A 19,059-nucleotide genomic window follows, 5' to 3' on the forward strand; every position below is an offset into this window, starting at 1 on the left:
AGTTATCCCTTCACAGCGCCAGAGGTCAACCCGGCGACGATTCGTCGTTGGAAGATTAGAACAAAAACGATGATGGGGACCGTGATCACCACGGCACCGGCCGCGATCGAGCCGGTCGGCTCCTCGAACTGGGAACTACCGCTGAAGTTCACGATCGCCACCGGTGCGGTAATGGCCGCCTTGGTGGCCGTCAGCGTCAACGCCAACAGCAGGTCGTTCCAGGCGAAGATGAACACCAGGATCGCCGCGGTCACCACACCGGGCGCCGCCAGCGGCACGATGACCTTGCGGAAGGCCTGAGCCGGCGTGGCGCCGTCCATCTTCGCCGCCTTCTCCAGATCCCAAGGGATCTCCCGGAAGAAGGCGGACAGCGTGTAGATCGCGAGCGGCAGTGCGAACGTGATGTAGGGCAGGATCAAGCCCGGCCAGGTGTCGAACAATCCGATGAAGCGTTCGATGTTGAACAGCGGTGTCACCAGCGAGATCGCGGGGAACATCGTGATCAGCAGCGTGGCGCCGACCAGCAACCGCTTGCCGGGAAAGTCCAGCCGGGCGATCGCGTACGCCGCCATCGCACCGAGCACCACTGCGATCGCGGTGGTGATCAAACCGATCCCGATGGAGTTGATCAGCGCCGAACTGAAAAAGTCGCCGCGGAAGATGCCGCGATAGTTGTCCAGGGATACCGACGACGGAATCAGCTTGCCGTCCTTGACCGTTGAGCTCGGCTTCACGGACAGACTGAAGATCCACAGAACCGGTAGGAGCGCATACACCACCACCAGGGTGTCGATGACGGCCCAGATCGCGGTGCGCCGCGCACCCGTCGAAAGGCCCGCGGAATCAGCGGCCATCGACGTCACCCCCGGGCGCTGCCGCGCCGAACACCTTGATGAAGAGCAGCGCGATGAGACCCACACAGACGAAGATCAGCACGCTGATCGCCGAGCCGAGCCCGACGTTGAAGCCCTTGAACAGGTTGTCGTAGCCCAGCATCGACACCGATCCGGTGTTGTTGGCGCCGTTGGTGATCACGTAGATGTTGTCGAAAATGCGGAACGCGTCCAGGGTCCGGAACAACAACGCGACCACCACCGCCGGCTTGATGATCGGCAGGGTGACTCCGGTCAGCCGCCGCCACGCGCCGGCGCCGTCGACCTGGGCGGCTTTCAGCAGGTCCTCCGGTACCAGGGCCAGGCCGGCCAGCAGCAGCAGCGACATGAACGGTGTGGTTTTCCAGACCTCGGCCACGACGACGATCGCCAGCGACGGGATCTGTTCGGTCAGTGGCGCACTGCCCTGCGGCAGCAGGTTGGCCAGATAGCCGGTGCCCGGTGTCCATGCGTAATACCAGCTGTACGACGCGACCACGGTGACGATGCCGTACGGGATGAGGACCGCGGTGCGCACCAGGCCATTGCCGACCAGGGTGCGGTGCATCACCAGCGCCAGCGCCAGGCCCAGCACGAATTCGAGGGACACCGAGACCACGGTGATGCCCAGCGTCACCGCCAGTGCGGTCCACCAATAACGGTCGGTCAGGATCGTCACGTAATTGTTCAGGCCGACGAATGCGGTGTCATCGGGGACGGCAAGGTTGTTGCGCTGCAGGCTCAACCACACGGCGTAGCCGATCGGGTATGCCGTCACCGCCAGCATCAGGATCGCCGCCGGTGCGACCAGAAGCAGCGCCAGTCGCCGTTCGGCGGGCCGGCCGCGCAACCGTGGCAGCACGGTGGGCCGTCGGCTGCGGGTCACGGCAACAATCCCTTCCCGTCGATCGCCTTCTGCACCTGGGTGCTGAGCTCGTCGGCGGTCCGCTCGGGGTCGATCTGGTTGATCGGGCTTAGCGTCGCGGCGAGCCGGATGGCCACACCCTGGTAGACCGGCGTCGCCGGGCGCACCGCGGCGTCGGTGAGCTGCCGGCGAATGATGGTGTACATCGGATATTTGGCCTGGAACTGCGAATCGGAGTACAGCGAGGTGCGCACCGGGGGCAGGCCGCCTTCGATCGCAACGTACTTCTGATGCTGCAAGTTGCGCAGGCAGCGGATGGCTTCGAAGGCTTCGGCACGGTGGCGGGTGGTGCTGGCCACCGCCAGGTTCGCCCCGCCGATCGTCACCTTGGCCGGACGGCCAGGCGCCACACCGGGATACGGCGCGAAGCCGAAAACCTTCTGGCTGGCTTGATACGCGACACGAAATTGCTCGTCGCTGGGCACGAAAATCCCGGCGTCGTTGATGCTTCCGGCCAGCCTCGGATCCCGGTTGAGCGGCAGGAAGGGCACCCCGCCCTTCACCGCGTTCTCCAGCATGGACGCCAGCGCGTATGGCCAGTTGACCGCGAGCGCGGCCCGGCCTTGCTCGACCGCCAACCGCGCGGTGCTCTCGTCGGTTCGGCTGATCGACGGATCGGCCCCGGGCGCGACGGCAACCGATTTGAGGATTCGCAGCGCATTGATGGTGGCCGCCCGGTGGGCCGGCGTATCGGTGAGCGTGACGCGGCGGCCGTCGTCGGAGAGGACCTGACCGCCCCCACTCACCAGCAGGGTGTTGAACCAAACCACCAGGCCTTCACCCTCATTGGCCTGCACGCCGATCCAGCTGGGCTGCCCCGCGGCGTGCAATCTGGTCGCCTCGGACACCATCGCGTCCCAGGTCCTCGGCGGCTGGGTCACCAAATCGGTTCGATACCATAGCAATTCGGTATTCGTGGTGACGGGCGCGCCGAACAGCCGGCCTTGCCAGCGCGCCGTCGACAGTGGGCCGGGCAACGTATCCACTGTTGCGTCGGCCTCGGCGCGGCCTTCGGGATCATCGGAAAGCGGTAGTGCCCAACCCGCTTCGGCGAACTCGGCCGTCCACACCACGTCCAGCGACATCACGTCCAGCGTGCGGTCGTGACCGGTCAGTCGGCGGGCCAACTGCAAACGCTGCTCGCCGGGAGCACGGGGCAGACTGATCTGCTGGATGGCGAAGCGGCCCTCAAATTGTTTGTTGCAGTCCTGGGCGACCGCGGTGAACGTCGCACCGTCGGCGGCCGTCGTGTAGAAGCTGATGACCAGGCCGTGCGCACCGGAACCGCACGCCGATACCGCCGAGGAGATGATCACCGTCGCCAGCGCGATTGCGCTCAGCCGGCGCACGCGCCCGCGACGACTCACCACCTATTCACACCTCTCGTGCGCGCCTCAGATCGCCAAGCGCGCCAACAGGTCCCGCGCCTTTTCTGCGTTCTGCGGATCGCAGAGCACGTCGTAGCGCCCGGCAACCAGCTGCATCGTCGAGCTGAAATCCCTTGTGCCACGGGCCATCGAATAAGGAACGGCGGAAGTGATCAGCCCGAAGAAGACACCGGCGACCAGACCCGTGGCCAGCGCCCCCCACGGATTGGGACTGAAGAAGCCCAGCACCAGCCCGATGAACAACCCCAGCCACGCCCCGCTCAGCACGCCGCCACCAAGCACCTTCGGCCACGTCAGCCTGCCGGTGACCCGCTCCACCTGCATCAGGTCGACGCCGACGATGGTCACCTGTTGTACCGGGAACTGCTGGTCGGACAGGTAGTCGACGGCGCGCTGCGCCTCGGCGTAGGTGGGGTACGACCCGACCGGCCAGCCCTTCGGAGGTGTCGGTAGTCCGGGCGCCCCGCGCCGCCCGGCTGCACCCGGAGGCGTCGAGCCGGGAACCTGCCCAGGCTGGAAAGGATTAGTCATCGCCGCTCATTGTCCTCCGCCTCGGCCGTCGTTTCATCTCAGGGCCTCCTCACCCTATCGATCATCGTCACCTGCGAAAACACGGCGTTGCCTGACGGCTGAATCCGGGCCCGGCGCCGCGACGGGCCAAGATTTCGCTTGGGACCGCCCCGAAACCGGCCCGGCATCCGCGCCCGCACGGTGGTGATTCGCGGCGCCACCCGCCCCACCTGCGCATGGGTTAGGTTGAACACCATGACAACTCCCGGGGGCGGCTTCGGCGAGGGCGCCCACGACGACGACGACGCCGACTCGCCCCCCGCCGCCAGCGGGGCCCCCGGACGGCCGGATCCGAACGCCCCCTGGGAACCGCCCGCTGCGCCGCCGACGGGCGAAGCAGCGCCGCCGACGTACCCCCCGCCGGGCTATCCCTACCCACCGCCCGCTGTGCCGCCACCCGGGTACGAGCAACCGCCCGGGTATGGCGGACCCGCCTACCCCCCGCCCCCGCCGTACGGCGGCCCACCCACCTACGGGCCCCCCACCTATCCGGGCGGCTACTACCCGGCGCCGGATTACCAGAGCGGCTACGGACCTGCGGGACAGCCACAGGCCGGAACGAACGCGCTGGCGATTGCGTCCCTCATCGCGTCCTTCACCGGCCTGCTGTGCTTCATCGGCTCGATCCTGGCCATGGTGCTGGGTGCGATCGCCCTGGATCAGATCAAGCGGACTCGTCAGGACGGCTTCGGTCTGGCGGTCGCCGGCATCGTGATCGGAATCGCCCTCCTGGTGGTGGATGTGGTGGTCGTGCTCTTCGCGTTGCACACGCATTAGCGCCGGGTTGTCGGCCATCGGGTCGGCGGCTGCCTAGGCTTTACTGCCATGGGATCGGTCAACAGGGTGTACATCGCACGGCTGTCGCGGATGTTGGTGTTGGGACCGTTCGGCGAATCCGTCGGGCGGGTGCGCGATGTCGTGATCAGCATGAGCATCGTGCGCCAGCAACCGCGCGTGCTGGGGCTGGTCGTCGACCTGGCGACGCGACGCAGCATCTTCATCCCGATCCTGCGGGTCGCCTCCATCGAACCCAACGCCGTGACGCTGAGCAGCGGGACCGTGTCCCTGCGCCATTTCGCGCAGCGGCCCGGCGAGGTGCTGGCGATCGGCCAGGTGCTGGACACCGTCGTCAAGGTCAACGACCCCGAGTTGCCGGAGCTGGCCGGCCTGGACGTGGTGGTCACCGACCTGGGCATCGAGCAGACCCGAACGCGTGACTGGATGGTGAGCCGGGTCGCGGTGCGCAGCCAGCGCCGGCTGGGACGGCGGGGCCCGGCAAACGTCGTGGACTGGCGCAATGTGCAGGGCTTGACCCCGTCGGCCCTGGCCCTGCCGGGCCAAGGCGTGGCACAACTGCTGGACCAGTTCGAGGGCCGCAAACCGGTCGACGTGGCCGACGCCATCCGCGGACTGCCGCCCAAGCGCCGCTACGAGGTGCTCAAAGCGCTCAACGACGACCGGCTGGCGGACATCCTGCAGGAGCTGCCCGAGTTGGATCAGGCCGACGTGCTGTCGCAGCTGGGCACCGAGCGATCCGCCGACGTGCTCGAGGAGATGGATCCCGACGATGCGGCCGACCTGCTCGGCGTGCTGAATCCGACCGACGCCGAGATGCTGCTGACCCGCATGGATCCGGGGGATTCCGCCTCGGTGCGCCGGCTGCTCACCCACTCGCCCGACACCGCGGGCGGCTTGATGACCTCGGACCCGGTGGTGCTGACCCCGGACACGGCGGTCGCCGAGGCGCTGGCCCGCGTCCGCGATCCCGACCTCAGCGCCGCACTGTCGTCCATGGTGTTCGTGGTGCGTCCGCCCACGGCCACCCCCACAGGCCGCTACCTGGGATGTGTGGCACTGCAGCGGCTGCTGCGGGAGCCCCCCGGCGAACTGGTGGGCGGGATCGTCGACAGCGACCTGCTCACCTTGACGCCGGAGACACCGCTGGTCTCGGTGACCCGCTACCTGGCCGCGTACAACCTGGTGTGCGGACCCGTGGTCGACGACGAGAAACACCTGCTGGGCGCGGTCACGGTCGACGACCTGCTCGACCACCTGCTGCCGCACGACTGGCGGGTGGACATGCAGGACCTCGACACCGCCGGCCCGCTCGGCGGTTTGGCAGGAAGCGTGTGAGCAGGTCCACGGCCCCGCGGGGGCTCTACACGCCGCGGACCTCGCGCCGGTACTCGCCGAAGCTGGATCCCGAGACCGTCGGGCAGTTCACCGAGTCGATCGCGCGTTTCTTCGGCACCGGCCGGTACCTGCTGCTGCAGACGATCGTCGTTTTCGTGTGGATCGCGCTGAACCTGTTCGCCGTGGGACTGCGCTGGGATCCCTATCCGTTCATCCTGCTGAACCTGGCCTTCTCCACGCAGGCCGCCTACGCGGCGCCGCTGATTCTGCTGGCGCAGAACCGTCAGGAGAACCGGGACCGCGTCGCACTCGAAGACGACCGCCGGAGGGCCGCGCAGACCAAGGCCGACACCGAGTATCTGGCCCGCGAACTGGCCGCCGTGCGGCTGGCCGTCGGCGAGGTGGCGACGCGTGAATACCTGCGCCACGAGCTCGATGACCTACGCGGACTGCTGGCGGACATGCGGCCGGAAACCGCGGATGCCGACCAGATTCAGGGTGGCGAAGGGCTGGAAAAAGCGGCTAAGAAATCCAGGTGAGAACCGTTTGACCATTGCGCCACTCGTGTCACAAGGGTTATGTATGGTGATCTGGTTCACCGAGCTCAGAGAAAGTGGACCCAGCTCACACATCTAGGACGGTCGAGTGCGCATTGGGGGAAGCCGGAGTGAAAGCTCCGCCGCCGCGAGGGTGCGGCCGCGAGCACTTCGGAACACGCGCAAGCCGATATTCGGCGTAGCAGCAATCAGTCCGCTGGTCTTCGCGGGGGCGGTCAGCGCGGCGGCTCCTTCGCTTCCGGTGCGAATGTCGCCGCCGGTGCATGCGGCCGTCACCCCGGTGGCTGCGGTCTCCCCGTCCTTCCCCGACCTCACCGGGCCCGCCGTCGTCGCGATCGACCGCGACCCGACCGTCTTTCACGTCGCCGAGCCCGCGTTGTCCGCTCCGCCGCCGGCGAGAATCGTGAACGCGCCAGGCGCGCTGGGCATTCCGAGCATCGCGCTGGCCGCCTACCGCAATGCGGAACAGAAGATGGCCGTCGCCGCCCCGGGCTGCGGCGTCAGCTGGAACCTGCTGGCCGGAATCGGGCGCATCGAATCGGGCCACGCGGGCGGCGGCGCGGTCGACGCACGCGGCACCGCGATCACCCCGATCTACGGCCCGTCCCTGGACGGCACGCTGCCGGGCAACGAGACGATCATCCAGAGCAGCGCCGGCAACCGCGTCACCTACGCCCGCGCGATGGGGCCGATGCAGTTCCTGCCAGGGACCTGGGCGCGCTACGCCTCCGACGGCAAGGGCGACGGCGTCGCGGATCCGCAGAACATCTTCGACGCCACCCTGGCGGCCGCCCGGTACCTGTGCAGCGGCGGACTCAACCTGCGCGAGCAGTCGCAGGTTTTGACCGCGATCCTGCGCTACAACAACTCGATGCCCTACGCGCAGAACGTGCTGGGCTGGGCGGCGGCCTACGCCACCGGCGTCGTGCCGGTCGACCTGCCGCCGATGACCGGACCGCCGCCGCCGCTGGGCGACGCACACCTCGAGCACCCCGAAGGGCTCGGACCCAACCTGCCGATGAACATCAACGGCCTGCCGCTGGACGACCCGCTGGCGCGCGTCCCGCTGATCGACTTGAGCAGCCCCGCGTCCGTCAGTCCCCCACCGATGTTCCCGTGGATGACGCCCACGCCTGCGCAGACGCCGGCGCAAGTCGGTTGCACGGTGATCTGCATCAGTTCGCAGAGTGCGCCGCCCTCGGGCCCGCCGCCGTTCGCCCCGCCGCCCCCGCCGTTCGGTGCGCCGCCGCCCCCGGACGCCGGTCCCCCTCCGGCGCCCCAGGCTGCCGGACCCTCGCAAGCCGCACCCGCGCCCAACACCGCGAGCCCGTCGGGCGCGGGAGCCGGCGCGCCCAAACCGAATCAGCACGGGCCGGGCCCGGCCAACTGATCAGGCCCCCCTCCCACACGCCTACACTCGGCGGTGATGTCCCGCCATAACTCTTCTGACTCAGCAGCCGACCTGAACGCGGCTATCCGCACCGCCCTGGGCAAGGTGATCGACCCCGAACTGCGGCGTCCGATCACCGAACTCGGGATGGTCAAGAGCATCGACACCGAGCCGGACGGCGCGGTGCACGTCGCGATCTACCTCACCACCGCCAGCTGCCCGAAGAAAACCGAGATCAGTGACCGCGTCAGCCAGGCGGTCTCCGACGTGCCGGGTACCGGCGCGGTCAAAGTCACCTTGGACGTAATGAACGACGAGCAGCGAACCGAGTTGCGCAAGCAGTTGCGCGGTGATGCCCGCGAGCCCGTTATCCCCTTCGCGCAACCGAATTCGCTGACGCGGGTCTACGCCGTCGCGTCCGGGAAGGGCGGCGTCGGCAAGTCCACCGTCACGGTCAACCTGGCCGCGTCGATGGCGGCCCGCGGCCTGTCGGTCGGAGTGCTGGACGCCGATATCCACGGCCATTCCATCCCCCGGATGATGGGCACCACCGAGCGGCCCACCCAGGTCGAGTCAATGATCCTGCCGCCCATCGCGCACGAGGTGCGTGTCATCTCCATCGCGCAATTCACCCAGGGCAACACCCCGGTGGTATGGCGCGGGCCAATGCTGCACCGGGCGCTGCAGCAGTTCCTGGCCGACGTCTATTGGGGCGATCTGGACGTGCTGCTGCTCGACCTGCCGCCGGGCACCGGCGACATCGCCATCTCGGTGGCGCAGCTGATTCCGAACGCGGAGATTCTGGTGGTGACGACGCCCCAGCTGGCCGCGGCCGAGGTCGCCGAGCGGGCCGGCAGCATCGCGCTGCAGACCCGCCAGCGGGTCGTCGGCGTCGTGGAGAACATGTCGGGGCTGACCCTGCCCGACGGCACCACGCTGCAGGTGTTCGGCGAGGGCGGTGGCCAGCAGGTGGCCGAGCGGCTCTCCCGGGCAGTCGGCGCCGATGTGCCACTGCTGGGACAGATCCCGCTGGATCCCGAGCTGGTGGCCGCGGGTGATTCCGGCACACCGCTGGTGCTCAGCGCGCCCGATTCGCCGGTGGGCAAGGCGCTGCGCGGGGTCGCCGACAGCTTGTCGTCGCGCAAGCGGGGACTCGCCGGTGTATCGCTCGGGCTCGATCCGACGCGGCGCTAGGTCGCGTCGGCGTCGAACGGCGCCGGGCCGTGCTGCTGCACCGGCTGCGGCGGCTGCTGCGGCGGCGGTGTTGTCTCCGGCTTGGGCGGCGCGCCATTGACGGGCCGGTCGAAGCTGCCGGTCAAGAAGGAATCGTCGCCGTCCAGCAGATGCTTGGTCAGCGCCGCACGCGGTGTCATGCCCCGTAGCTTCTGCAGTTCGCTCAATGGCACGCGCAGATCGTCGAACTCGGGTCCGAGGTCCTCGCGCAGCTGGCTGGTCATGCCGCTGAGGTAGTCACGCGCCTGACGCAAGGCGTTCGACGTCCACCGGATGGCGCCCGGCAGCCGCTCCGGCCCCAGGACCACCAGCCCGACCACCACGAGGACGAGCATGTGCTCCCAGCTCAGGCTGCCAAACATCAGCTGCCGTCGGGATCGGGTTTGACGGTCAGCGTGACGTGCCGCCCGTCGCGGACGACCTCGATCGGCGAATCCTGGCCGATGGTCAGCTGGCGCACGGCGACGACGAACTCGTCGGCGTCGGCGACCTTGCGGTTACCGACCTTGACGACGACGTCGTTCTCCAGGATTCCGCCCTTTTGCGCGGGGCTGCCCGCCTTCACGTTGGCCACCTGCGCGCCGGAGGCGATCGCGTTGCTCACCGACCGGGTGCTGACCCCCAGCGTCGGGTGCACGATCTTGCCGTCCTTGATCAGCGTCTGAGCGACCTCTTTGGCCTCGTTGATCGGGATCGCGAAGCCCAGCCCACTTGCGCTGTCGGACAACGACTTACCCGCGGTGTCGATGCCGATCACCTGGGAATCCATGTCGATCAGCGGACCACCGGAGTTTCCATGGTTGATCGAGGCGTCGGTCTGCAGCGCGTCGATCACCGTGTCGGTGTCCGAGCCCTCCCCCGACAGCGGCACCGGTCGGTGCAGGGCGCTGATGATGCCGTGGGTCACGGTGCTGCGCAGTCCCAGCGGTGCACCCGCGGCCAGCACCTCGTCACCCACCCGCACCTTGTCGGAATCGCCGAGGCGCGCCACCGACAGGTTGTCGACGTTGTCGACCTTCAGCACGGCCAGGTCGGTCTTGGGGTCGCGGCCCACCAGGTTCGCGGGCACCTCTTTGCCGTCGTTGAAAACCACCGTCGTCTTGAACTGGCTCGGGTTGTTCGCCGCTTCGGAGATGACGTGGTTGTTGGTGACGATGTAGCCGCGGCCGTCGATCACGACGCCGGAGCCCTGCATGCCCTCCTGGTCGCTCTTGGACTCGATGGTCACCACGGCGCCCGCCGTCGCGGCCGCCACCTTGGCGAAGCGGCCGGCCGGGCCTTCGCCGTTGCCGCTGGTCGACAGCGTCACCTTCGAGGTGGTGAACGCCTCGGCGACTTCGGCCGTCTTGCGACCGATGACACCGCCGAGCACTCCGATGACCAACGCGATCAGCAGCAGGACCAGCAACGCGAGGTAGGACACCTTGCCGCCGAACAACACGTCGCGCACGCCCAGCTTGCCGCCGTAGCCCAGCGCGGTCCCGGATCGCGACGGTGCCACCGCCGGTGTGCCCAGCGCCGCCGCGGCACCCGGGTCTCGCCAGGGATCGTCAAGCTCGTCGCGATCCACACCGTCTTTCTCGGCGGCCAGCGCGTTGGCGTCCACCGGGTGGCGCTGCAGCGAGTCGGCGCTACCGTCCGGCCGGTGGAACGCCTCCTCCAGGACCGGGTCGGCCGGTCGGCCGCTCGGCCGGAATTCGGCCTGGTCCCGATACTTCTGCGGACGGACCCGTTCGGCCACGAACGACCCCCGCAGCCCGTCGGGACGACCGAACTCCCGACGCGATGCGGGGTCGACCGGCGGACGCGAGATGGGGCGCGGCGCTAAGCGGTTGCCGCTGTCTTTTGCTTGGTCGTAGCCTTGGTCGGAGGTCACGTTGTCCCTTTTGGATCCTCTACTTGAGCGCTCGAGACGGGCCTTTACCGGGCGAAATACGCGGCAGGGGCGTTGTCCGTGTCCACCCTAGTATCCACGGCGCGCCGTTGGTCGGCATGAACGCGCATGTGGGGTGGCTGCACGGCGCGGGGGCGGATCAATCGCGGGGTTTCGATCAGAAAGCGCTACCGGCGCTTACGCCGCTCACGGGCGTCACGGTCGGCGAAACGGTCGGATGACTGCCCGGAAGGATCGTCGGGCGATTCGAAGGGAATGTCAGCGAGCATGCCGAGCAGCGCGCTTGGGATACGGATCGGGCGCGAGTCGCGCAGCGCCGCGCGCGCCCGGCTCTGGTCGTCGACCTCGGCCGCACACTGGGCGCACAACGACAGGTGGTGCGCGGCCCGCAGGTGTGCGTTCATCCGCAGCTCGCCGTCGACGAACGCCGCGATCGCCTCGACGGACAGGTGCTCGGTCGATCCGAACTGGCGCGGGGCACCGATCGGCGCGTTACTTTGGGAGGCGAACTGAGCGGGGAGCCAGGAGAACGCGCGACGGAACACATGTCCTCGATCGGGCATCACCAACTCCTCGCCACTGGATTCTTATTGCCGCCTTATCTCGAATGTAGCGCGAGCGGGCGCCCAATAGCGGGGCGAAGGCCGCAAAAGCCGCTGAATAGGTGCCCGAACGTTAGGCGGGCCCTCCGTCGTTACGCCGACTGGGCGCGCGACGCGTCGTGATCGGGGTGCGCGGTGAGGTAGTCCCGCAGCGCCTGACGCCCGCGGTGAATGCGGCTGCGCACGGTGCCCAGCTTGACTCCCAACGTGGCCCCGATCTCCTCGTAGGACAAGCCTTCGATGTCGCACAGGACGACGGCGGCACGAAACTCCGGCGGCAGCGAATCCAGCGCGGCCTGCAGGTCCGGCCCCAGCCGCGAGTCGTGGTAGATCTGCTCGGGGTTGGGTTCGTCGGCGGGCACCCGCTCGTAATCCTCGGGCAGCGCCTCCATCCGGATGCGCGAGCGCCGGCGCACCATGTCCAGGAACAGGTTGGTGGTAATGCGGTGCAGCCACCCTTCGAACGTTCCCGGCTGGTAGTTCTGCACCGACCGGAAGACCCGGATGAAGGTTTCCTGGGTCAGGTCTTCGGCGTCGTGCTGATTGCCGGAAAGCCGGTAGGCCAGCCGGTACACCCGGTCGGCGTGCTGGCGCACCAACTCGTCCCAGGACGGCATGGCCGCCTTGTCTCCGGTCGCGTCGAATACCGCGGTCCCCTGCAGCGCGTCGGACGGCTCCACCCACCCGTCGGTGGGGAGCTCCTGCGCGTGAGACATGCTGGAAGGGCTGAGAAGCGTGGCGATGATCGAGTCCTCCGAATCCGGCGTGCCTAGCACTGGCACTTCGTCATTGACCGCAACAGGTAGGTCCCAATCGGTATTCCCGGTCCAATGCCCTCCGCGATCCATAGGGCCTACCGTCGCGTACCGGAGTATGTGCGATATAGGAACTATCTGAGCTGTACCTGAGAAACCGTATCGTTACCTGCGCTGTGCAGGAGATATCCACCGCGCAGTGACCTTAAACGCGTGGGGCCCGTTGCGCGTGTCACCACGGCCGGATTCAGGCGCGCCTGACGGACTGCGCGGCGAAGTGGAATACGCTGCGGGCATGGACGGCACCGACGCAGAAGCCCCCGGCCAGGCAGCACCCAGCCGGGGCGAGTCGCTCTTCGCGCACGCCGAAAGCTCGATATCCGAAGACGCGCTGTTGGCGGCCGCCCGCGAGCGGGCCATGGACATCGGTGCCGGTGCGGTGACGCCGGCGGTCGGCGCCTTGCTGAGCCTGCTCACCAAGCTCAGCGGCGGCAAGGCCATCGCCGAGGTGGGCACCGGCGCCGGCGTCAGCGGGCTGTGGCTGTTGTCCGGCATGAGTGACGACGGCGTCTTGACGACGATCGACATCGAGCCCGAGTATCTGCGGCTGGCCAAGCAGGCATTCACCGAAGCGGGCATCGGCCCGTCGCGCACCCGGCTGATCGGTGGCCGCGCCCAAGAGGTGCTCACCCGGCTCGCCGACGAGTCTTACGACTTGGTGTTCATCGACGCCGACCCGATCGATCAGCCCGATTACGTCGTCGAGGGCGTTCGGCTGTTGCGCTCCGGCGGCGTGATCGTGGTGCACCGAGCCGCGCTGGGCGGGCGGGCCGGCGATCCGGCCGCCCGCGACGCCGAGGTGGTCGCGGTGCGGGAGGCGGCGCGCCTGATCGCCGAGGATGAGCGGCTCACCCCTGCGCTGGTGCCGCTCGGCGACGGGATTCTGGCCGCCGTCCGCGACTGAATCGCGGCCTTACCGCTCGCTCCCTCGGGCCGCGAGCACGAACTTTCGCGGGGCCGATCAGATTTATGAATTCTTGACGCGCGCCTTCCTTGACCGCGCACTGAACACGCGTTTAGCCTACTGAACATGCGTTCAGCCGACCTGACGGCCGCCGCCCGGATCCGAGATGCGGCCATCGAGCAATTCGGCGACCACGGATTCGGCGTCGGACTTCGCACCATCGCCGAATCGGCCGGCGTGAGTGCCGCGCTGGTGATCCACCACTTCGGCTCCAAGGAGGGCCTGCGCAAGGCCTGCGAGGAGTACATCGCCGAGACGATCCGCGACAGCAAATCCGAGGCGCTGCAGTCCAACGACCCGGCCACGTGGTTCGCCCAGATGGCTGAGATCGAGGAGTACGCACCGCTGATGGCGTACCTGGTGCGCAGCATGCAGACCGGTGGGGACCTGGCGAACATGCTGTGGCGCAGGATGATCGACAACGCCGAGGAATACATGGAGGAGGGCGTTCGCGCCGGGAGGATCAAGCCCAGCCGCGACCCCAAGGCCAGGGCGCGCTACCTGGCGATCACCGGCGGCGGGGGCTTGCTGCTGTACATCCAGATGCACGAAACGCCAACGGATCTGCGTGCGGTGCTGCGTGATTATTCGCGCGACATGGTTTTGCCCGCACTCGAGGTCTACACCGCGGGACTACTGACCGACCGGACCATGTACGACGCGTTCCTGGCCGCCGAAGATCAAGGAGAATCTGATGCCGACTGAAAACTCCGCTGGTTCTGCACCCATCGAGATCCGCGGTCTCAGAAAGAATTTCGGTGCGGTGCGGGCGCTGGACGGCCTGAACCTCACGGTGCAGCAAGGAGAAGTCCACGGGTTCCTCGGGCCCAACGGCGCCGGTAAGTCGACGACCATTCGCATCCTGCTCGGGCTGGTGAAGGCCGACGGCGGCAGTGTGCGCCTGCTTGGTGGCGACCCGTGGACCCAGGCGGTCGGCCTGCATCGCCAAATCGCCTACGTTCCAGGTGATGTGACGCTGTGGCCGTCCCTGACCGGTGGTGAGACCATCGACCTGCTGGCCCGCATGCGGGGTGGCATCGACAACAAGCGCCGTGCCGAGCTGATCGAGCGCTTCGACCTGGACCCGCATAAGAGGGCACGCACGTATTCGAAGGGCAACCGCCAGAAGGTCTCGCTGATTTCGGCGTTCTCGTCGCACGCCAGCCTGCTGCTCCTGGATGAGCCGAGCAGCGGCCTGGACCCTTTGATGGAGAACGTGTTTCAGCAATGCGTGGCGGAGGCCCGCGACCGGGGCGCGACGGTGTTGCTGTCCAGCCACATCCTGGCCGAAACGGAGGCGTTGTGCGGACGGGTGACGATTATCCGGGCCGGCAAGACCATCGAAAGCGGTTCGCTGGACTCCATGCGGCATCTGAGCCGCACCTCGATCAAGGCCGAAATCACCGGCGACCCCGGTGATCTCACGCGCATCAAAGGCGTCGAGGACGTCAGCGTCGAGGGCAACACGCTGCGCGCCCAGGTCGACAGCGAAAGCCTGGGCGAGCTCATCCGCGTACTCGGCGATGCCGGAGTGCGCAGTCTCGTCAGCCAGCCGCCGACCCTCGAAGAGCTTTTCCTGCGCCACTATGACACCTCGGGCCGCGACGGCCGGCACGGACGCGGTGCGGAAAAGGTTTCACTGTCATGAGCACGACAACACTGGACCGACCGTTCGCATCAGAATCACCTGTACCGCTTCGTAATTCGAACTTCGCCGGAACGCTCGCGATGCTGCGGCTCTACCTGCGCCGCGACCGGATCTCGATGCCGCTGTGGGTGCTGCTGCTGTCGGTGCCGCTGGCCACGGTGTACGTGGGGAGCATCGAGAAGGTCTACCCCACCGCGGCCGCCCGGGGCGGGTTCGCGGCTTCCATCATGGCCAGCCCGGCCCAGCGCGCCCTGTACGGCCAGGTATACAACGACAGCCTCGGCGCCGTGGGCATTTGGAAAGCCGGGATGTTTCACGTGCTGATCGCCGTGGCCGTCATCCTGACGGTGATTCGGCACACCCGCGCCGACGAGGAGAACGGGCGGACCGAGTTGGTGGGCTCTACCGCGATCGGCCGCTATGCCAGCCTGAGCGCGGCGCTGCTGCTGTCGTTCGGAGCGTCGATTGCCACCGGCGCGATCGGCGCGGCCGGCCTGTTGAGCACCGACGTCCCGGCCGCCGGGTCGCTGGCGTTCGCGGCGGCGCTGGCCTGCTCTGGCCTGGTGTTCACCGCCGTCGCCGCGGTGACCGCGCAGTTGTCGCCGAGCGCCCGCTTCGCCCGCGGCGCCGCGTTCGCCGTGCTGGGCGCAGCGTTCACCCTGCGTGCCGTCGGCGACGCCGGTGACGGCACGCTGTCGTGGCTCTCCCCGCTCGGCTGGTCGCTGCAGGTCAAACCCTATGCGGGCGATCACTGGTGGGTGCTGCTGCTGCATCTTGCGACGACGGTCCTGCTGACCGTGCTGGCGTATCGGTTGCTCGCCGGCCGCGACGTCGGCGCCGGGCTCGTCGCGGAGCGGCCCGGCCCCGCCAGCGCCGCCCCGGCGCTGGGTAGCGCCCTCGGGCTGGCGTGGCGGCTGGACCGCGCCGCGCTGCTGCTGTGGACCGCGGGATTGTGCCTGTACGGCCTGCTGATCGGCAGCGTGGTGCACGGTATCGGCGACGAACTGGGCGGCAGCGGCGTGGCGCGCGACATCGTGGCGCGGATGGGCGGCACCAGCGCCCTCGAGGAGGCGTTCATCGCCGTCGCGTTCGCCATGATGGGCATGGCGGCCGCCGCGTTCGCCGTTTCGCTCACGCTGAGGTTGCACCAGGAGGAAGCGAGCCAGCGAGCCGAAACGGTGCTCGCCGGTGCTGTGTCCCGAACCCGTTGGCTGGCAAGTCATTTGGTGACCGCGCTGGCCGGATCCGCGGCGGCGATGCTGGCCAGCGGGGTGACCGCCGGTGTCGTCTACGGCGTCGCGGCCGGCGATCTCGGCGCCAAGCTGCCGATGGTCGTCGCAAGCGCGGCCGTCCAACTGCCCGCCGTCTGGCTGCTGTCGGCCGTGACGGTCTGCGTGTTCGGCGTCGCGCCGCGGCTGGCGCCGGTGGCCTGGGGTGTGTTGATCGGCTTCGTCGCCCTGTACCTGATCGGGTCGTTGGCCGGGTTTTCCCAGTGGTTGCTCGACCTGGAACCCTTCGCACACATTCCGCGGATCGGCACCGATTTCACCGTCATACCACTGTTATGGCTACTGGCCCTGGACGTAGGGTTGATGATTCTGGGCGTGATGGCGTTTCGACGCCGTGATCTTCGCTGCTAGGAGCGTGATGAAAAAGACCGCGATCCAAGTGACAGCGACATCCGTCTGGGGCATCCTCTCCTGGATCCTGATCCTCCTGCTGCCGGCCGGCACGCTGCACTACTGGCGGGCGTGGCTGTTCATCGCCGTGTTCACGGTGGCGACGCTGGTCCCCACCATCTACCTGGCCCGCAACAATCCCGCAGCCCTGCAGCGCCGCATGCGCGCGGGCCCTCGGGCCGAACCCCGAAAGGCTCAGCAGTTCATCATCACCGGCTCGTTCGTGGGCCTGTTCGCGACGATGGTGTTCAGCGCGTTCGATCACCGGTTCGGGTGGTCGTCGGTGCCGGCGTGGCTGTCGGTGCTCGGCGACGTGCTGGTGGGGACGGGGCTCGGAATCGCCATGCTGGTGATCACCCAGAACGGTTATGCCGCCGCCACGGTCAGGGTGGAAGAGGGCCAGACGGTCGTATCCGGTGGTCTCTATCGGTTCGTGCGCCATCCGATGTATGTGGGAAATGTGATCATGATGATCGGTATCCCGCTGGCGCTCGGCTCTTACTGGGGACTGCTCTTCATCATCCCCGGCACCCTGCTGCTCACGCTGCGCATCCTCGACGAGGAAAAGCTGCTCAACCGGGAATTACCCGGGTACCGCGAATACGCCCAACGCGTGAGCTACCGGCTGGTGCCCTACATCTGGTAGCCGGCCGACCGGCCGCTTAGGGTATGGGCGTGGTGCACACTCGGCCACCGGCCCTGGACCGCCCGTGGCGGCGCCCCGGCGCGCTGCGGTACGCGTTGACCAGGATTCGCGGCGTCGCCAATCCGCCCGTCTCCGTCACCGACCCGCCCGCCGGCCTGCACGTCGAGCGTGACGTGGCCGTCGCCACCCGTGACGGAACGCTGTTGCGGATCAACGTCTTTCGTGCAGGCGATGACGGGACGCGAACACCCCGGCCGGTCATCCTGTGCATTCACCCGTACGGCAAGGACAACCTGCCGACCCGACGCGGCAACAAGGCGACGTTCTCGAGGCAATACCGCCTGCTACGCCAGCCGCAACCGGTGGCCTTTTCGACCCTGACCGGTTGGGAGGCACCGGATCCGGCATGGTGGACGGCGCACGGCTTTGTGGTCGTCAATGCCGACTCCCGCGGCTGCGGCCATTCGGACGGCACCGGAAACCTGTTGTCCCGCCAGGAAGCCGAGGACACCTACGACCTGGTGCAGTGGATCGCCAAACAGCCGTGGAGTGACGGCAATGTGGTCATGCTCGGGGTGTCCTACCTGGCGATCAGCCAGTACGCCGTGGCCGCCCTGCAGCCCCCGGCGCTGCGGGCGATCTGCCCGTGGGAAGGCTTCACCGACGCCTACCGCGACCTGATGTTTCTGGGTGGCGTTCACGAGACCGGGTTCAGCCGCTTGTGGTCGCGCAACCTGAGTCGCGACACCCGGCAGAGCTACGACCTCGCACGAATGCAGGACGAGCACCCGCTGCGCGACGAGTTCTGGCGCTCCGTGGCGCCCGACCTGTCGGCGATCAAGGTGCCCATGCTGGTCTGCGGGAGCTTCTCGGACAACAATCTGCACAGCCGCGGATCGATCCGTGCGTTCGTCCACAGCGGCTCCGGTCACGCCCGGCTGTACACCCACCGCGGCGGCAAGTGGACGACCTTCTACTCCGAAGCGGCGCTGACCGAGCAGCTGAGGTTCTTCCGGGAGGTGCTGGACGGCGCCCCGGCTTCCCGCAGTGTGCGTCTGGAAGTACGCGAGGACCGCGACACCGTCACCGCGGTGCGCGAAGAAACCGAATGGCCGCTGGCCCACACGCGTTGGCGCCCAATGCATCTGGACGAAGCCGGCACGCTGACGCCCGACCAGCCCGAGACTACCGGCCACATCGCATTCGAAACACATTCTAGCGCAGCGTCTTTCACCTGGACCATTCCCGAAGACGTCGAACTAACCGGCCCGATGGTGGCCCGGTTGTGGGTCGAGCTGAGTGGCTGTGACGACGCGAACCTGTTCGTCGGCGTGGAAAAGTGGCGCGGCGGGCGGTTCGTCGGCTTCGAGGGGTCCTACGGTTACGGGCGCGATCGGGTGACCACCGGGTGGCAGCGCGTCGCGCTGCGCGCCCTGGAGCCCGAGCAGTCCCTGCCGGCCGAGCCCGTCATCACGGGCACCGATCCACGGCCACTCTCGGCCGGCGAGTTGGCCCTGGTCGAGGTGGGGCTGGGTCCGTCGGCGACGTTGTTCCGCGCCGGCGAGCAGTTGCGGCTGGTGGTCGCCGGCCGGTGGTTGTCTCCGAGAAACCCTCTCACCGGACAGTTTCCGGCCGGGTACAAAGGCTCGCCACGCGGTCGCGTCATTCTGCACTGGGGCCCGCAGCGCGGGGCGCACCTGCTGATCCCGGAGATCCCGAGCTAGACCGACGACGCAGCTCCTC

Annotated in this window: 19 protein-coding genes; 11 read left to right on the plus strand and 8 right to left on the minus strand. The window is 68.0% G+C overall.

The window, feature by feature from the left end; genetic code table 11:
- Window positions 1-2: 2 nt before the first annotated feature.
- From G6N50_RS13365 to G6N50_RS13380, 4 genes are read right to left on the minus strand one after another with little or no spacing between them, the layout of a single operon-like run.
- Window positions 3-854, minus strand: a complete 852-nt coding sequence (locus G6N50_RS13365) for a carbohydrate ABC transporter permease (protein ID WP_083100074.1) — start codon at window positions 852-854, stop codon at window positions 3-5.
- Entirely contained in the window at window positions 844-1,767 is a 924-nt protein-coding gene (locus G6N50_RS13370; protein ID WP_179970155.1) for a carbohydrate ABC transporter permease, read from the minus strand. The genes G6N50_RS13365 and G6N50_RS13370 overlap by 11 nt, the downstream gene beginning before the upstream one ends.
- Window positions 1,755-3,167: an extracellular solute-binding protein gene (locus tag G6N50_RS13375; protein WP_083100072.1), complete on the minus strand. Its 1,413-nt coding sequence runs from the start codon at window positions 3,165-3,167 to the stop codon at window positions 1,755-1,757. Before G6N50_RS13375 ends, G6N50_RS13370 begins: the two co-directional genes overlap by 13 nt.
- A gap of 24 nt (window positions 3,168-3,191) precedes the next feature.
- Window positions 3,192-3,716: a general stress protein gene (locus G6N50_RS13380; protein ID WP_083100070.1), complete on the minus strand. Its 525-nt coding sequence runs from the start codon at window positions 3,714-3,716 to the stop codon at window positions 3,192-3,194.
- A 234-nt stretch (window positions 3,717-3,950) separates the two neighbouring features.
- Between G6N50_RS13380 and G6N50_RS13385 the strand changes: the two genes are divergently transcribed.
- From G6N50_RS13385 to G6N50_RS13405, 5 genes are all read left to right on the plus strand, one after another.
- Window positions 3,951-4,532, plus strand: coding sequence for a DUF4190 domain-containing protein (locus G6N50_RS13385; protein WP_163650848.1), 582 nt, complete (start codon window positions 3,951-3,953; stop codon window positions 4,530-4,532).
- 48 nt (window positions 4,533-4,580) lie between these two features.
- Window positions 4,581-5,888: a magnesium transporter MgtE N-terminal domain-containing protein gene (locus G6N50_RS13390; RefSeq protein ID WP_083100295.1), complete on the plus strand. Its 1,308-nt coding sequence runs from the start codon at window positions 4,581-4,583 to the stop codon at window positions 5,886-5,888.
- Entirely contained in the window at window positions 5,885-6,427 is a 543-nt protein-coding gene (locus tag G6N50_RS13395; protein WP_083100297.1) for a DUF1003 domain-containing protein, read from the plus strand. Before G6N50_RS13390 ends, G6N50_RS13395 begins: the two co-directional genes overlap by 4 nt.
- 106 nt (window positions 6,428-6,533) lie before the next feature.
- Window positions 6,534-7,835: a lytic transglycosylase domain-containing protein gene (locus tag G6N50_RS13400; protein WP_372510021.1), complete on the plus strand. Its 1,302-nt coding sequence runs from the start codon at window positions 6,534-6,536 to the stop codon at window positions 7,833-7,835.
- Between the two features lie 36 nt (window positions 7,836-7,871).
- The gene (locus G6N50_RS13405) at window positions 7,872-9,029 is read left to right on the plus strand and encodes an Mrp/NBP35 family ATP-binding protein (RefSeq protein ID WP_142275571.1); all 1,158 of its coding nucleotides are present in this window, start codon (window positions 7,872-7,874) and stop codon (window positions 9,027-9,029) included.
- Here G6N50_RS13405 and tatB read toward each other — a convergent pair.
- The 4 genes from tatB to sigE all read right to left on the minus strand — a co-directional run bounded on the left by tatB (window position 9,026) and on the right by sigE (window position 12,412).
- Window positions 9,026-9,430: a Sec-independent protein translocase protein TatB gene (tatB, locus tag G6N50_RS13410; RefSeq protein WP_083095383.1), complete on the minus strand. Its 405-nt coding sequence runs from the start codon at window positions 9,428-9,430 to the stop codon at window positions 9,026-9,028. The two genes, G6N50_RS13405 and tatB, sit on opposite strands and share 4 nt — an antisense overlap.
- Window positions 9,430-10,944: a serine protease HtrA gene (gene htrA / locus G6N50_RS13415; RefSeq protein WP_083095382.1), complete on the minus strand. Its 1,515-nt coding sequence runs from the start codon at window positions 10,942-10,944 to the stop codon at window positions 9,430-9,432. Before htrA ends, tatB begins: the two co-directional genes overlap by 1 nt.
- Window positions 10,945-11,129: 185 nt before the next feature.
- Window positions 11,130-11,525 carry an anti-sigma E factor RseA gene (gene rseA / locus G6N50_RS13420; RefSeq protein WP_083095395.1) on the minus strand — a complete coding sequence of 132 codons (396 nt, stop codon included), beginning with the start codon at window positions 11,523-11,525 and terminating at the stop codon, window positions 11,130-11,132.
- 131 nt (window positions 11,526-11,656) lie between these two features.
- Window positions 11,657-12,412 (minus strand): RNA polymerase sigma factor SigE, encoded by a 756-nt coding sequence (gene sigE, locus G6N50_RS13425; protein WP_083095381.1) that lies wholly within the window; start codon window positions 12,410-12,412, stop codon window positions 11,657-11,659.
- Between the two features lie 202 nt (window positions 12,413-12,614).
- Between sigE and G6N50_RS13430 the strand changes: the two genes are divergently transcribed.
- From G6N50_RS13430 to G6N50_RS13455, 6 genes are all read left to right on the plus strand, one after another.
- A complete protein-coding gene (locus G6N50_RS13430) occupies window positions 12,615-13,283 on the plus strand; it encodes an O-methyltransferase (protein WP_067835811.1) in 669 nt (222 codons plus the stop codon).
- A 126-nt stretch (window positions 13,284-13,409) separates the two neighbouring features.
- Complete coding sequence (locus G6N50_RS13435) at window positions 13,410-14,048, plus strand: TetR/AcrR family transcriptional regulator (protein WP_083095380.1); 639 nt, start codon at window positions 13,410-13,412, stop codon at window positions 14,046-14,048.
- On the plus strand, window positions 14,038-14,991 hold the full coding sequence (locus G6N50_RS13440; RefSeq protein WP_083095379.1) for an ABC transporter ATP-binding protein: 954 nt from the start codon (window positions 14,038-14,040) through the stop codon (window positions 14,989-14,991). Before G6N50_RS13435 ends, G6N50_RS13440 begins: the two co-directional genes overlap by 11 nt.
- Window positions 14,988-16,631, plus strand: a complete 1,644-nt coding sequence (locus G6N50_RS13445) for an ABC transporter permease (RefSeq protein ID WP_179970128.1) — start codon at window positions 14,988-14,990, stop codon at window positions 16,629-16,631. Before G6N50_RS13440 ends, G6N50_RS13445 begins: the two co-directional genes overlap by 4 nt.
- A gap of 7 nt (window positions 16,632-16,638) precedes the next feature.
- Window positions 16,639-17,316, plus strand: a complete 678-nt coding sequence (locus tag G6N50_RS13450) for a methyltransferase family protein (protein ID WP_083095377.1) — start codon at window positions 16,639-16,641, stop codon at window positions 17,314-17,316.
- A gap of 29 nt (window positions 17,317-17,345) precedes the next feature.
- Entirely contained in the window at window positions 17,346-19,040 is a 1,695-nt protein-coding gene (locus G6N50_RS13455; protein ID WP_232068959.1) for a CocE/NonD family hydrolase, read from the plus strand.
- Window positions 19,041-19,059: the final 19 nt, after the last annotated feature.

The sequence above is a fragment of the Mycobacterium mantenii genome, assembly GCF_010731775.1.
Lineage (GTDB): Bacteria > Actinomycetota > Actinomycetes > Mycobacteriales > Mycobacteriaceae > Mycobacterium > Mycobacterium mantenii.

What these genes read in the sequence shown, in the direction of transcription:
- G6N50_RS13445 (WP_179970128.1), top strand. Translation starts at nt 14,988, where the DNA reads ATGAGCACGACAACACTGGACCGACCGTTCGCATCAGAATCACCTGTA.
- G6N50_RS13365 (WP_083100074.1), bottom strand. Translation starts at nt 854, where the DNA reads ATGGCCGCTGATTCCGCGGGCCTTTCGACGGGTGCGCGGCGCACCGCG.
- G6N50_RS13440 (WP_083095379.1), top strand. Translation starts at nt 14,038, where the DNA reads ATGCCGACTGAAAACTCCGCTGGTTCTGCACCCATCGAGATCCGCGGT.
- rseA (WP_083095395.1), bottom strand. Translation starts at nt 11,525, where the DNA reads ATGCCCGATCGAGGACATGTGTTCCGTCGCGCGTTCTCCTGGCTCCCC.
- G6N50_RS13430 (WP_067835811.1), top strand. Translation starts at nt 12,615, where the DNA reads ATGGACGGCACCGACGCAGAAGCCCCCGGCCAGGCAGCACCCAGCCGG.
- sigE (WP_083095381.1), bottom strand. Translation starts at nt 12,412, where the DNA reads ATGGATCGCGGAGGGCATTGGACCGGGAATACCGATTGGGACCTACCT.
- G6N50_RS13380 (WP_083100070.1), bottom strand. Translation starts at nt 3,716, where the DNA reads ATGACTAATCCTTTCCAGCCTGGGCAGGTTCCCGGCTCGACGCCTCCG.
- G6N50_RS13385 (WP_163650848.1), top strand. Translation starts at nt 3,951, where the DNA reads ATGACAACTCCCGGGGGCGGCTTCGGCGAGGGCGCCCACGACGACGAC.
- tatB (WP_083095383.1), bottom strand. Translation starts at nt 9,430, where the DNA reads ATGTTTGGCAGCCTGAGCTGGGAGCACATGCTCGTCCTCGTGGTGGTC.
- G6N50_RS13390 (WP_083100295.1), top strand. Translation starts at nt 4,581, where the DNA reads ATGGGATCGGTCAACAGGGTGTACATCGCACGGCTGTCGCGGATGTTG.
- G6N50_RS13405 (WP_142275571.1), top strand. Translation starts at nt 7,872, where the DNA reads ATGTCCCGCCATAACTCTTCTGACTCAGCAGCCGACCTGAACGCGGCT.
- G6N50_RS13435 (WP_083095380.1), top strand. Translation starts at nt 13,410, where the DNA reads ATGCGTTCAGCCGACCTGACGGCCGCCGCCCGGATCCGAGATGCGGCC.
- G6N50_RS13450 (WP_083095377.1), top strand. Translation starts at nt 16,639, where the DNA reads ATGAAAAAGACCGCGATCCAAGTGACAGCGACATCCGTCTGGGGCATC.